This window comes from Saccharothrix lopnurensis (genome assembly GCF_042658445.1).
Taxonomy (GTDB): domain Bacteria; phylum Actinomycetota; class Actinomycetes; order Mycobacteriales; family Pseudonocardiaceae; genus Actinosynnema; species Actinosynnema lopnurensis.
This window is the reverse complement of sequence record NZ_JBHSQO010000041.1, coordinates 23,087-35,762: the sequence shown is the minus strand read 5'-3', so window position 1 is coordinate 35,762 and position 12,676 is coordinate 23,087. Positions and strand designations below refer to the sequence as shown.

Here is a 12,676-nt window from a genome sequence, read left to right as displayed (position 1 = left end):
TGGGTGACCAACGTCGAGCCGGTCCTGCGGTCCGCGCCAGGTCATCGACGTCTTCGACCCCACCGTGGCCGACCTGAACGGGGCGGTCCGGGCGATCGTGGAGGGCCGCCTGGACGTCGCCGACCGCACGATCGACGACGTCGTCCCGATCACCGCGGACGCCGAGTTCGAGAACCTGCGCAGCCGGGCGCGAACACCCGCCGCGGTGGACCTGCACGCGAAGACCGTCCAGCTGCGCGACCGGCAGGGGCGCGTGATCGAGGCGGCGTGGCAACTGCTCGACGCGGCGCGGTCCGGCACACCCTTCGGCGAGCGCTTCGAGGCGTTCCAGCGGGCGGCGGAGGACTACAACGCCCAGGTGGACGCGGTCAACGAGGTCCTCGCCGCGCCGCGCGCCACGAGCCCGGGGGTGACGCGGAAGCTGGTCGTCCTCGACCTGGGCGAGCCGGGCGCCGAGCCCGCCGTGGCGCTGGCGCTGCCCGAACGGCGGGTGGCGGACCCGGAGTTCGACTTCGTGGTCCTCCCGCCCAAGGCGGTGGCCGGCGGCGAGGGGGTCGTGCTCGTCGCCTCACCGGACCAGCCGTCGTTCTACGGCGGCCCGGACCTCCTCTACCTGGTCGACCTCGACGGACCGGTGCGCGACCTGGGGGTGACCGGCCAACATCGGCCTCGGCACCGGCACCGCCGTCCTCGCGCCCGACGGCCGGACCGTCGCGTACGCGGGGACCTGGCACAGCGGGGCCTGCCAGGAGGCGACGTCCGTGATCGAGGTGGACGCCGCGACCGGCACGCCCCGGACCAGCCCCGTGGGCGAGCTGCCCGAGGGCGGCGGCTCGATCACCCGGGACCTCTGGTACGACCGCGGGGGCAGGCTGAACGCGGTCTACGCCGACTGGGCGTGCACGGCGTCCGGCGGCAACTCGACCCCGGTCCGGCCCGCGAGCCACTGGCGGTTGGAGGGCGGCCGGTGGGTGCTGGTGGACCCGGGTCCCTGCTGGCCTCGCGCCCGGTCGGGGACGACGCGCGCGTGGTGGTCGCCGGGCTCGACGAGTACCTGCGGGTCGGGACGCTCTACGTGGAGACCGGCGGCCGGCGGACCGAGGTGGCCGCCGGGGTGACCGCGATCGCGGTGGCGGACTGAGCCCGGACCTCACACCCGGCGGGCGGTGGCGAAGCGGGGCCGGCCGGCCAGGTCGACGTGGTCGGCCACGTCGGTGAGCACGCGCCGGGCGGCGAGCAGCGCGGGCACGGACCCGCCCTGCGTGTCGTCGTGCTCGATCACCACGTGCCCGCCCGGCCGCAGCAGGCGCGCGGCGGCGGTGACCACGTGCCGGATCACGGCCAGCCCGTCCGGGCCGCCGAACACGGCCTGGTGCGGGTCGTGCTCGGCCACCTCGGGCGGCACCTCGGTGCTCTCCGGCACGTAGGGCGGGTTGCACAGCACCAGGTCCACCCGGCCGTTGAGGTCGGCCAGCAGGCCGGGGTCGGTGACGTCGCCCGAGTGCAGGGTGATCGGGGTGTCGCCGGCGTCGGCGCGGGTGTCGGCGTTGCGGCGCGCCCAGGCCAGCGCGGTGACGTCGCGCTCGACCGCGTGCACGCGGGCCGCCGGCAGGTGGTGCGCCGCGGCCAGCGCCAGCGCGCCGGAACCGGTGCACAGGTCGACCACGAGCGGGTCCTCGCCCTCCAGCGCGGCCAGCGCCCAGGCGAGCAGCAGCTCGGTCTCCGGGCGCGGGATGAACACGCCGGGACCGACGTCGAGGTCGACGCCGCCGAGGTGGGCCCAGCCGGTGATGTGCTGGAGCGGGATGCGCTCCACCCGCCGCAGCACGACCTTGTGCAGGGCGTCCACCACCGGCGGGTCGACCAGCGGGATCAGCGGCAGCCGCGAGCGCTCGACGCCGAGCACGTGCGCGGCGAGCAGCTCGGCGTCGGCCCGGGGGCTGTCGACACCCGCGGCGGCCAGCATGCGCTCGGCTTCGAGGATGGCCAGTCGCAGCGGGTGTCGGGTCATGCGCGCAAGGGTAGGGCTCTCAGAAGTTGATCATGTGTCCGGCCAGGCCGTGCACGGCCTCCTTGACGGCCTCGCTGAGCGTGGGGTGCGCGTGCACGTTGCGGGCGACCTCGTGCACGGTCAGGTCCCACTGCTGCGCCAGGGTCAGCTCGGGCAGCAGCTCGGTCACGTCCGGGCCGATCATGTGCCCGCCCAGCAGCTCGCCGTACTTGGCGTCGCTGATGAGCTTGACGAAACCGGTGGAGTCGCCCAGGCCGTGCGCCTTGCCGTTGGCGGTGAAGGGGAACTTCGCCACCTGGACGTCGAAGCCCTTCTCGCGGGCCTGCGCCTCGGTGTAGCCGAACGAGGCGATCTGCGGCTGGCAGTAGGTCGCCCGCGGGATCATCACGAAGTCCAGCTCCGCGGTCTCCGCGCCGGCGATGGTCTCGGCGGCGATGATGCCCATGGCCTCGGCGGTGTGGGCGAGCATCAGCTTCGCCGTCACGTCCCCGATCGCGTAGATGTTCGACACGTTCGTGCGTCCCCGGCCGTCCACCGCGATGGCGCCGCGCTCGGTCAGCTCGACCCCGGTGTGCTCCAGGCCGTAGCCCTCGACGCGCGGCTGGAAGCCGATGGCCTGCATGACCTTGTCGGCCTCCAGGACCTCCTCCCGACCGTCCTTGGACACGGTCACGCGCACCTTGTCGCCGCTGTCGTCGATGGACTCGACCCGGGTGGAGGTGCGCACCTCGATGCCCAGCCGCTTGTAGCGCTTGGCCAGCTCGGTGGAGACCTCGACGTCCTCCAGCGGCACCACTCGGTCGAGGAACTCCACGATCGTGACCTTGACGCCGTAGTTGTGGAGCACGTAGGCGAACTCCACGCCGATGGCGCCGGCGCCGGCGATGACGATGCTGCCGGGCAGCTCCCTGGTCAGGATCTGCTCCTCGTAGGTCACCACCCGGTCGGACAGCTCCGTGCCCGGCAGGAGGCGGGTGGTCGCGCCGGCGGCGATGATCGCGTGATCGAACGTGACCGTGTCGTCACCCACCCGGACGGTGTTCGCGTCGACGAAGGTCGCCCACCCGTTGATCTCGGTGATGCCGTTCTTCTTCATCAGGAAGTGCACGCCCTTGACGCGCCCGTCCGCGACCTTGCGGCTGCGGTCGAACGCCGCGCCGAAGTCGAACTTCACCGAGCCGTCGACCTGGATACCGTAGGTCTTCTGCTCGTGGGTGAAGATGTGGGCCAGCTCGGCGTTGCGCAGGAGGGCCTTCGACGGGATGCAGCCCACGTTGAGGCAGACCCCGCCCCAGTAACGCTCCTCGATGACAGCGGTCTTCAGGCCCAGCTGGGCCGCGCGGATCGCGGCGACGTACCCGCCTGGCCCCGCACCGAGGACCACGACGTCGAAGTGTGCGCTCATGGCCCCAACACTAGGCGCGGAGCTGGTCCGACAAGAACTCGACGGTGCGCCGCCACGCGTCGGCGCGGGCCGCGGCCGTGGCGGCGGGCGTGCCACCGGTGAGGAACCGCACACCGGGGCCGGGCACCACCACGTCCGCGGTCGACCGGTGCGGCGGGCCCGCGATCAGGTGCCCCGCGCCGGGGTACACCACGTGCTCGTACCGGAACGGGTGGGAGTGGGCCTTGAGCCGCCGGTGGGCGACCTCGCCCAGCTCCGCGCTCGGCCACGACCGGTCGTCACCGGCGGAGAGGAGCAGCACACCGCCGTTGATCCGCTCGACGGGGATCTCGGTGTCCTCGGGGACGCCGTCGGTGAGGTCGAACGCGAGCCCCAGCGGCACCGGTTCGCCGTCGACCACCGCCGCCCGCAGCTCCGCCGGGACCGAGTACGGCAGGTACGGCAGCGGGCGGCCGGCGAGCGTCCAGGACGCGGCCTCGTGCACCAGCTTCTGGAGCAACCGGTGGCCGGGCCCGACGCACTGCGTCACCACCCCGCTGCCCACCACGCTCACCACGGCCTTGACCTGCGGGAACGTCGCACCGAGCAGCAGCGCCAGCTCACCGCCGCACGACCCGCCGACCAGGCCGACGCGGTCGCCCAGCAGGTCCAGGGCCGGGGCGAAGTGCTCCAGGGGGATCTCGACCAGGTCCGCGGGCACGCCCTCGACGCCGAAGTAGGCCAGGGCCAGCGCGGTGAACCCGTGCCCGGCGAGCAGGGCGGCGTCCAGCTCGTGCAGACCGCCCCCGGAGCCGCCGAGCACCACCACGCCGGGGTGCGGGCCCTCGTCGCCGGGCTCGAACAGCACGCCGACCAGGCCGTCCTCGCGCACCTCGGTGCGCTTGACGCCCGTCGGCACGGTGAGGCGCTCGACCTCCACCCGGCCCACGCCGTCGACCTCCACGACCGCGGTGCCGGGGGGTTCCGCGCCGGTCGGCGCCATCGACCAGAACAACCCCATCGGGTCCACGCCGGAGTAGTCGCCGGAGACCGGGGCATGCCGGGTGAGGTCGACCACACCGCGCTCGTCGGCCCGGAACACCGCCTCGGCGGCGCGGTCGCCCTCGCGGGCCCGCACGGTCACGACCCGGTCCGGTTCGAGGCCCTCCACGCGCACGTCCAGCGCGGTGTCGAGCGGGGCGCCGATCGGGTCCACCAGGATCTCGGCCATCGCGCGCCCCTCTCGTCGGTCACCCGCCGGCGAGCCGCTCCGCCCGGTCGGCCGCCGCGAGGGCGTCGAGCACCGCGTCGAGGTCGCCGTCCAGCACCTGGTCCAGGTTATGGGCTTTGTACCCCACCCGGTGGTCGGAGATGCGCGATTCCGGGAAGTTGTAGGTGCGGACCCGCTCGGAGCGGTCCACGGTGCGGATCTGCGAGCGGCGGGCGTCCGACGCCTCCTGCTGCTGCTTCTCCTCGGCCAGCGCGGTCAACCGGGCCCGGAGCACCTGCATGGCGCGGGCCTTGTTCTGGAGCTGGCTGCGCTCGTTCTGGCAGGACACCACGATGCCGGTCGGCAGGTGCGTGATGCGCACGGCCGAGTCCGTGGTGTTGACGCTCTGGCCGCCCTTGCCCGACGAGCGGAAGACGTCGACGCGCAGGTCGTTCTCGTCGACCTCGACCTCCACGTCCTCGGTCTCGGGGAAGATCAGGACGCCCGCGGCGGAGGTGTGGATGCGCCCCTGCGACTCGGTGACGGGCACGCGCTGCACGCGGTGCACGCCGCCCTCCCACTTCAGCCGGGCCCAGACGCCGTCCGGGTCGTCGCCGCGGCTCTTGATGGCGACCGTGACGTCCTTGAAGCCGCCCAGGTCGGAGTCGGTGCCGTCGAGGACCTCGGTCTTCCAGCCGTGGCGCTCGGCGTACCGGACGTACATGCGCAGCAGGTCGCCCGCGAACAGGGCCGACTCCTCGCCGCCCTCGCCGGACTTGATCTCCATGACCACGTCGGCGCCGTCGTGCGGGTCGCGCGGGAGCAGCAGCTCGGTGAGGCGGCCCTCCAGGGCGGGGATGCTGCCGGCCAGCTGCTCGGCCTCCGCCGCGAACGTCGGGTCCTCGGCCGCGAACTCCCGGGCCGTCTCCAGGTCGGACCGCACCCGCTCCAGCTCGCGGGCGGTTCGCACGATCGGGGTCAGCTCGGCGTAGCGCTTGCCGAGCCTGCGCGCCCCCGCCTGGTCGGCGTGCACCGAGGGATCGGCGAGCATGACCTCCAGCTCGGCGTGCTCGGCCAGCAGGGCGTCCAGCGTCACGGTCGGTGCTCCGGTGTCTCGGGGGTGTCTCTCGGGGTGTCTCTCAGGGCCGTCTCCCGAGGGGGAAGACGACAGCGGTGTCCGGAGACGACAACGGCGCCCACCCGCGTGCCGGGGTGGACGCCGTTCTGGCAGCTACTTGGCGCGCTTGCCGTATCGGGCCTCGAAGCGCGCGACCCGACCACCGGTGTCGAGGATCTTCTGCTTGCCCGTGTAGAACGGGTGGCAGTTCGAGCAGACCTCGACGTGGATGGCGCCGGACGACTTGGTGCTGCGGGTGGTGAAGGTGTTGCCGCAACCGCAGGTGACCTCGGTCGTCACGTACTCGGGGTGAATGCCGGTCTTCAACGTCTCGTCCCTTTCCTCGATGGCCGCCGGGTCCTCGTGGTTCTCGTCGTTCTTCGAGGTGAACCGGAGCCGGACTCGACCCGACAGTGTGCCAGATCGGCTGACGTCCACTGCAACGCGTGCCCGGGTGCGGATGTTCCCGTGGCCGGGGTCACTACCGTTTGCCGATGGCCGCCGACCTTTCGGCGCAGCGGGTGACCGCTGGTCTACGGGGCGTGGGTGTCGCGTTGCCGGAACGCCACACTTGGGCCCGTGCTGTGCGCTGCCGGACGCCCCCTGCGGTTGACCACGTGGCTGGCCGTGCCGTTCCTGTTCAGCGGTGCCGTCCTCGGCCTCACCGGCCTGGGTGGGCTGCTGGTCGGCTCCTCCGCCCCCGTGGCCCTGTCGAGCCCGCTGTTCGGCGCGGGTGTCGCCGTGGCCGTGGTCGCCTCCGGCTCGGTCTCCTGGACCGCCCCGTGGCAGCGCACCTGGCTGCGCTGGCCCTACCTGACGGGCGTGATGTGCCTGGGCACCGCCACCGACGGCTTACCCGTGCCGATCCTCCCCGCCCTGGCCATCGGCCTCCCGACCACGACCCTCCTGGTCACCCAGTACTTCCGCGAACGCCGCCGCACCGCGGCCCTGTCCAAAGCCGGCCACCCCCCGACCACCCCCTGCTGACCCCGCGCGAGTCGTACGTACAGACCTCGCGAGTCGTACGTACAGACCTCGCGAGTCGTACGTACAGGACCCCCGAATTCAGTGTTCAGAACGGGGCGGAGGCCCCGATGGGGTGACGCGAACGCTGAATTCGGGGGGCGCGAACGTACGACACGATGGGTCTGGACGTACGACTCGCGGATGTGGGTAGGCCCGCCCGGTGGGGCCGGGCGGGCCTGTGAGCTGGTGGTGCTGGGTCAGTCGCTGTCCCCGCCCGGGGTGGTCTTGGCCACCTGCATCAGGAACTCGATGTTGGTGCGGGACTTGCGCAGGCGGTCCAGCAGCAGGTCGATGGCCTGCTGGCCGTCGAGGGCGTGGAGCACCCGGCGCAGCTTGTGCATGACCGCCAGCTCGTCGGGCGAGAGCAGCAGGTCTTCCTTGCGGGTGCCGGACGAGTCGACGTCCACCGCCGGGAAGGTGCGCTTGTCCGCGATCTTGCGGTCGAGCTTCAGCTCCGCGTTGCCGGTGCCCTTGAACTCCTCGAAGATCACGCTGTCGCCAGCCGAACCCGTCTCGACCAGCGCCGTGGCGATGACCGTGAGGCTGCCGCCGCCCTCGATGTTGCGGGCCGCGCCGAGGAACCGCTTCGGCGGGTACAGCGCCGTCGAGTCGACACCACCGGACAGGATGCGGCCGGACGCCGGCGCCGCCAGGTTGTAGGCACGACCCAGGCGGGTGATGGAGTCCAGCAGCACGACCACGTCGTGACCCATCTCGACCAGGCGCTTGGCCCGCTCGATGGCCAGCTCCGAGATCGTGGTGTGGTCCGACGGCGGGCGGTCGAAGGTGGAGGCGATGACCTCGCCCTTCACCGACCGCTGCATGTCGGTGACCTCTTCCGGGCGCTCGTCCACCAGCACCACCATCAGGTGGCACTCGGGGTTGTTCGTCGTGATCGCGTTGGCGATCGACTGGAGCACCGAGGTCTTGCCCGCCTTCGGCGGCGACACGACCAGGGCCCGCTGGCCCTTGCCGATCGGCATCACCAGGTCGATGACGCGCGTGGTGAGGATGTGCGGTTCGGTCTCCAGGCGCAGCCGCTCGTTCGGGTAGAGCGGCGTCAGCTTGGTGAAGTCCGGCCGGTTGCGCGACTCCTCCGGGTCCAGGCCGTTGATCTTGTCGACCCGGACCAGGGGGTTGAACTTCTGCCGCTGCTGCTCGCCGTCGCGGGGCTGGCGCACCGCGCCGATGAGCGCGTCACCGCGCCGCAGGCCGTACTTGCGGACCAGCGACAGCGAGACGTAGACGTCGTTCGGCCCGGCCAGGTAGCCCGACGTGCGGACGAACGCGTAGTTCTCCAGCACGTCCAGGATGCCCGCCACGGGCAGCAGGACGTCGTCGTCGCGCACCTCGGTGTCGGTGGTGCCGCCACCGGTCTCGGTCCGGCCACCGCGGCGGCGGCGGTCGCGGAAGCGACGACCCCTGCGGCCGCCCTCGTCGTCACCGTCGTCGTCGGGGACGTTCGAGCGGTTGCGGTCCTCGCGGTCCCGATCGCGATCGCGGTCACGGCCGCGATCACGGTCCCGGTCGCGGTCGCCACGACCACTGCGGTCGCCTCGATCGCCGCGGTCACCCCGCTCGCCGCGGTCCTGGCGGCCACCGCGGTCGCCCCGGTCACCGCGCTCGCCGCGGTCCTGGCGCTGTTCGCGCTGCTCGCCACGGTCGCCGCGCTCGGGCCGGTCCTGCTGGGGACGCTCGACCGCGGGCGCCGACTGCTGCGGCTGGGCCTCGGCCGGCGCGGCGGCAGCGGCGGGGGCGACGGGCGCCTCCGGGCTGCCGGCGGGCCGGTTGGCGGAGCGGCGGCGACGGTTGCCCCGGCGACCGCCCTCCTCCTCGCCCTGCCGGTCGACCACGTCGAGCTGCTGCTGGGTGGGCTTCTCCACGGGCTTCTCGGCGGGCGCGGGCGCCTCGGCGGCCCTCTCCGCGACCGGCGCCTTGGCGGCGGCGGGCGTCGAGGCGGCCTTCTTCTCGGCCTTGGGCGGCGTCGCGGCGCTGCCCCGACCGGAGGTGCCGCCCTGCCGTTCCTTGATGGCCGCGATCAGGTCGCCCTTGCGCAGCCCGGCGGTGCCGGTGATGCCGAGCTGACCCGCGAGCTCACGGAGCTCGGCCAGCACCATGCCGGAGAGTCCGGCGCGCTTGCGCGGCGGGGCGCTGCCGTTCGTAGGGGTGGTCAGAGCGTTCTCCTCGGCTCCGGAACTGGCGGTGTTGGGAGCAGCAGGAGCTTCGCTGCTCAGCACATCGGTGTTGCTCACACATGTCCTTCCTGACCGGACCGCGCCTCCTACGCGGCCCAGCGGACCTGCCGTCCGACGGAACGCGGACCGGCAGTTTCGCCCCGGCGCGGTCGGACTTCGTCGGCGCGGAACGCGCGCGAACGGCGGAGCCCTCCGGTACGGGACTTTCGGTCACACGGCGAGCGGGTGCCTCCCAGCGCCAACCCCGTCCATCCGGCACCGGGCCAAGTCACTGGAGGAATGCGATCCGGAACGAACGTCCGGGCACCACACCGGCGCCCGTGCGCGCGGTGACTGATGGCCCCGAGGGTAGACGCCGGTCCGGCCGGGTGCAACAACCGACGCGCGGCGCGTCGCGTCACTCAGCCGAGTGGCGCAACGCACACCCCGCCCAGGTCAACCGGGACCCGGTGCGCCTCGAACCCCTCCAGGTCCACCCCCGCCGGCAGCTCGCCGCCCACCGGCAGGGCCAGGACCGAGGGTCCCGCCCCGGACACCGCCGCCGCCACCCCGGCCGCGCGCAGCGCCCGGACCAGCCGGGAGGTCGCGGGCCAGGCCGGCTCCCGGTACGGCTCGTGCAGCCGGTCGTCCAGCGCGTTGACCAGCAGTGACGGATCGGTGGAGAGCGCGTGCACGGCCAGCGCCGACCGGGCCGCGGCGAACGCCGCGTCGCCGTGCGGCACTTCCCGCGGCAGCAGGCCGCGGGTCGTGTGCGTGGAGGACTCCTCCGCGGGCACCAGCACCACCGGCGACACGCCCGGGTGCGGGTCCACGCGCACCGCGAGGTAGCGGTCACCCTCCGTCCAGGCGATCACCACGCCGCCGAACATGCTGGCCGCGGCGTTGTCGGCGTGGCCCTCGAACTCCGCGGCGAGTTGCAACGCGCTCGTGTCCAACTCGCGACCGGCCAGCCCGTAGGCCGCCGCCACGCCCGCCACGACCGCCGCCGCCGACGAGCCCAGGCCGCGGGCGTGCGGGATGGCGTTGCGGCACCTCAGCCGCAGGCCGGGCACCTCCAGCCCGAGGTGGGCGCCCGCCGCGCGGAAGGCCCGCACGACCAGGTGACGCTCGTCCGTGGGCACGCCCACCGCGCCCTCGCCGCCGACCTCGACCACCAGCCCGTCCGGGACGACCTCGAAGTCCAGCTCGTCGTGCAGGCCCAGGGCCAGGCCCAGGGTGTCGAAGCCGGAGCCGAGGTTCGCCGTGGAGGCGGGCACCCGCACCCGGACGCCCGTGACGCCGGCCACGTCCGCCACGTCCGCCGGAACCTCCGCGGTGGCGGACCCCGGGCCCGTCACGCCAGCTCCAGGCGGGTCGCCACCGCGCCCGGGTCCACCGGCACCGGCTCGACCTCGACCATGTCGAGCAGCGCCGAGCCGGGGTCCTTGAGGCCGTGGCCGGTGACCGTGCACACGACCGTGGAGCCCTTCGGCAGCCGACCGTCGGCGGCGGTGGCCAGCAGGCCGGCCACGCTGGTCGCGGACGCGGGCTCGACGAAGATGCCCTCGGTGGCGGCGAGCAGCCGGTACGCCTCCATGATCTTCTCGTCGGTCACCGCCTCGAACAGCCCGCCGGACTCCTCCTTGGCCGTGACCGCGCCGGTCCACGACGCGGGGCTGCCCACCCGGATGGCGGTCGCGATGGTCTCGGGGTCGGCCACCGGCTCGCCCCGCACCAGCGGCGCGGCGCCCGCGGCCTGGAACCCGAACATGCGGGGAGCCGAAGCCACCACGCCGTCCCGGAGGTAGTCGGAGTAGCCGCGCCAGTACGCGGTGATGTTGCCCGCGTTGCCGACTGGCAGGCAGTGCACGTCCGGCGCGCGGCCGAGCACGTCGCAGATCTCCCACGCGGCGGTCTTCTGCCCGACCAACCGCACCGGGTTGACCGAGTTGACCAGCGTGATCGGGTACTCGCTCGCGGTCTTGGCCGCCAGTTCGAGGCAGTCGTCGAAGTTGCCGTCGATCTGGAGGATGCGCGCGCCGTGCGCCACGGCCTGCGCCAGCTTGCCCAGCGCGATCTTGCCGCGCGGGACGAGCACCGCCGCCCGCAGGCCCGCCTTGGCCGCGTAGGCCGCCGCGGACGCCGACGTGTTGCCGGTCGACGCGCAGATGACCGCCTGCACGCCGCCGGCCAGCGCGTGCGTCATGGCCACGGTCATGCCGCGGTCCTTGAACGAGCCGGTCGGGTTCGCGCCCTCGACCTTGACGTGCACCTCGCAGCCGGTGACCTCCGACAGGTGCTCGGCGAGCACCAGGGGGGTGCCGCCCTCGTGCAGGGTGATCACGCGCGCGCCCGCGGGCAGCTGGATGCGGTCCGCGTAGGCGTGGATGATGCCGGGCCACCCCGCCCGCACCGCTGTCCGGTTCCCGGCTCCGCCGGGGGCAGCCTGGGTCGTCATGTCTCTTCGCCTTCCACGCGCATCACGCTGACCACTTCCCTGACCACGGGCAGCCCGCCGATTTTGTCCACGGTCGACCGCAGTGCCGCGTCGGTCGCGGCGTGGGTGACGACCACCAGGCTGGCGTCGTCGACCCGCCCCTCCTGCCGGACCGCGGCGATGCTCACGTCGTGCTCCGCGAACACCGCCGCGACCTGCGACAACACGCCCGCCCGGTCGGCGACGTCGAGGCTGATGTGATAACGCGTGGGGGTTTGCCCCATGGGTCGCGCGGGCAGGCCCGCGTAGGCCGACTCGCGCGGGCCGCGCCCGCCCTGGACCAGGTTGCGGGCCACCGCGACGAGGTCGCCGAGCACCGCGCTGGCGGTGGGCGCGCCACCGGCGCCCTGGCCGTAGAACATCATCTCGCCGGCCGCGTCGGCCTCGACGAACACGGCGTTGAACGCCCCGTTCACCCCGGCCAGCGGGTGCGACCGGGGGATCATCGCCGGGTGCACGCGCACCGACACCGACTCCTGGTCGCCCTCGGTCACGCGCTCGCAGATGGCCAGCAGCTTGACCGTGCGGCCCAGCGCCCTGGCGGCCGCGATGTCGGCCGCGCTGACCGAGGCGATGCCCTCGCGGTGCACGTCGGAGGCGGTGACCCGGGTGTGGAACGCCAGCGACGCCAGGATCGCGGCCTTGGACGCGGCGTCGAACCCGTCCACGTCGGCGGTCGGGTCGGCCTCGGCGTAGCCCAGCCGGGTGGCCTCCTCCAGCGTCTCGCCGTAGCTCGCGCCGGTGGAGTCCATGCCGGAGAGGATGAAGTTGGTGGTGCCGTTGACGATGCCCATCACCCGGGTGATGCGGTCGCCCGCCAGCGATTCGCGCAGCGGCCTGAGCAGCGGGATCGCGCCCGCCACGGCCGCCTCGAAGTACAGGTCGGCGCCCGAGCCGTCGGCGGCCGCGGACAGCTCGGCCGAGTGCTCGGCCAGCAGCGCCTTGTTGGCCGTCACCACGGACTTGCCCGCGCGCAGGGCGTCGAGCAGCAGCGTCCGGGCGGGCTCGATGCCGCCGATGACCTCCACCACCACGTCGACGTCCGAGGCGACCAGCGCCGCCGCGTCGGTGGTGAGCAGGTCGGCGGGCACCTCGCGGTGCTTGTTCGGCTTGCGCACCGCGATGCCGGCCAGCTCCACCGGCGCGCCGACGCGGGCGGCCAGGTCGGCCGCCTGGCCGGTGAGCAGCCGCACCACCTCGGTGCCGACGGTGCCGCAGCCCAGCAACGCGACCCTGATCGGCTTTTGGCTTGGCACG

General features: G+C 73.5%; 11 protein-coding genes. 2 read left to right on the top strand and 9 right to left on the bottom strand.

Going from position 1 to position 12,676, the window contains the following annotated elements; translation table 11 throughout:
- The first annotated feature begins 64 nt into the window (after nucleotides 1-64).
- Nucleotides 65-1,141: a hypothetical protein gene (locus tag ACFP3R_RS28940; protein WP_380640407.1), complete on the top strand. Its 1,077-nt coding sequence runs from the start codon at nucleotides 65-67 to the stop codon at nucleotides 1,139-1,141.
- Between the two features lie 9 nt (nucleotides 1,142-1,150).
- On the opposite strand, the gene prmC is transcribed toward ACFP3R_RS28940, so the two are convergent.
- The 5 genes from prmC to rpmE all read right to left on the bottom strand — a co-directional run bounded on the left by prmC (nucleotide 1,151) and on the right by rpmE (nucleotide 6,049).
- The gene (prmC, locus tag ACFP3R_RS28935) at nucleotides 1,151-2,011 is read right to left on the bottom strand and encodes a peptide chain release factor N(5)-glutamine methyltransferase (protein ID WP_380640404.1); all 861 of its coding nucleotides are present in this window, start codon (nucleotides 2,009-2,011) and stop codon (nucleotides 1,151-1,153) included.
- A 19-nt stretch (nucleotides 2,012-2,030) separates the two neighbouring features.
- Nucleotides 2,031-3,416, bottom strand: coding sequence for a dihydrolipoyl dehydrogenase (gene lpdA / locus ACFP3R_RS28930; RefSeq protein WP_380640402.1), 1,386 nt, complete (start codon nucleotides 3,414-3,416; stop codon nucleotides 2,031-2,033).
- 10 nt (nucleotides 3,417-3,426) lie between these two features.
- Nucleotides 3,427-4,626: an acyl-CoA thioesterase/bile acid-CoA:amino acid N-acyltransferase family protein gene (locus ACFP3R_RS28925; RefSeq protein WP_380640400.1), complete on the bottom strand. Its 1,200-nt coding sequence runs from the start codon at nucleotides 4,624-4,626 to the stop codon at nucleotides 3,427-3,429.
- A gap of 19 nt (nucleotides 4,627-4,645) precedes the next feature.
- A complete protein-coding gene (prfA, locus tag ACFP3R_RS28920) occupies nucleotides 4,646-5,701 on the bottom strand; it encodes a peptide chain release factor 1 (RefSeq protein WP_380640398.1) in 1,056 nt (351 codons plus the stop codon).
- 135 nt (nucleotides 5,702-5,836) lie between these two features.
- Entirely contained in the window at nucleotides 5,837-6,049 is a 213-nt protein-coding gene (gene rpmE / locus ACFP3R_RS28915; protein WP_306747265.1) for a 50S ribosomal protein L31, read from the bottom strand.
- 252 nt (nucleotides 6,050-6,301) lie between these two features.
- Here rpmE and ACFP3R_RS28910 point away from each other — a divergent pair, with 252 nt between their 5' ends.
- On the top strand, nucleotides 6,302-6,709 hold the full coding sequence (locus tag ACFP3R_RS28910) for a hypothetical protein (RefSeq protein ID WP_380640396.1): 408 nt from the start codon (nucleotides 6,302-6,304) through the stop codon (nucleotides 6,707-6,709).
- A 236-nt stretch (nucleotides 6,710-6,945) separates the two neighbouring features.
- On the opposite strand, the gene rho is transcribed toward ACFP3R_RS28910, so the two are convergent.
- The 4 genes from rho to ACFP3R_RS28890 form a co-directional block, all read right to left on the bottom strand.
- On the bottom strand, nucleotides 6,946-9,000 hold the full coding sequence (gene rho / locus ACFP3R_RS28905; protein WP_380640394.1) for a transcription termination factor Rho: 2,055 nt from the start codon (nucleotides 8,998-9,000) through the stop codon (nucleotides 6,946-6,948).
- Nucleotides 9,001-9,344: 344 nt separating this feature from the next.
- The gene (thrB, locus tag ACFP3R_RS28900) at nucleotides 9,345-10,229 is read right to left on the bottom strand and encodes a homoserine kinase (RefSeq protein ID WP_380640488.1); all 885 of its coding nucleotides are present in this window, start codon (nucleotides 10,227-10,229) and stop codon (nucleotides 9,345-9,347) included.
- A 47-nt stretch (nucleotides 10,230-10,276) separates the two neighbouring features.
- On the bottom strand, nucleotides 10,277-11,380 hold the full coding sequence (gene thrC / locus ACFP3R_RS28895; protein ID WP_380640392.1) for a threonine synthase: 1,104 nt from the start codon (nucleotides 11,378-11,380) through the stop codon (nucleotides 10,277-10,279).
- Nucleotides 11,377-12,675, bottom strand: a complete 1,299-nt coding sequence (locus ACFP3R_RS28890) for a homoserine dehydrogenase (protein WP_380640390.1) — start codon at nucleotides 12,673-12,675, stop codon at nucleotides 11,377-11,379. The genes thrC and ACFP3R_RS28890 overlap by 4 nt, the downstream gene beginning before the upstream one ends.
- Nucleotide 12,676 lies beyond the last annotated feature (1 nt).

Excerpts from the sequence above, each read along its gene's own strand:
- lpdA (WP_380640402.1), bottom strand. The coding sequence starts at position 3,416 with ATGAGCGCACACTTCGACGTCGTGGTCCTCGGTGCGGGGCCAGGCGGG.
- ACFP3R_RS28925 (WP_380640400.1), bottom strand. The coding sequence starts at position 4,626 with ATGGCCGAGATCCTGGTGGACCCGATCGGCGCCCCGCTCGACACCGCG.
- thrC (WP_380640392.1), bottom strand. The coding sequence starts at position 11,380 with ATGACGACCCAGGCTGCCCCCGGCGGAGCCGGGAACCGGACAGCGGTG.
- prmC (WP_380640404.1), bottom strand. The coding sequence starts at position 2,011 with ATGACCCGACACCCGCTGCGACTGGCCATCCTCGAAGCCGAGCGCATG.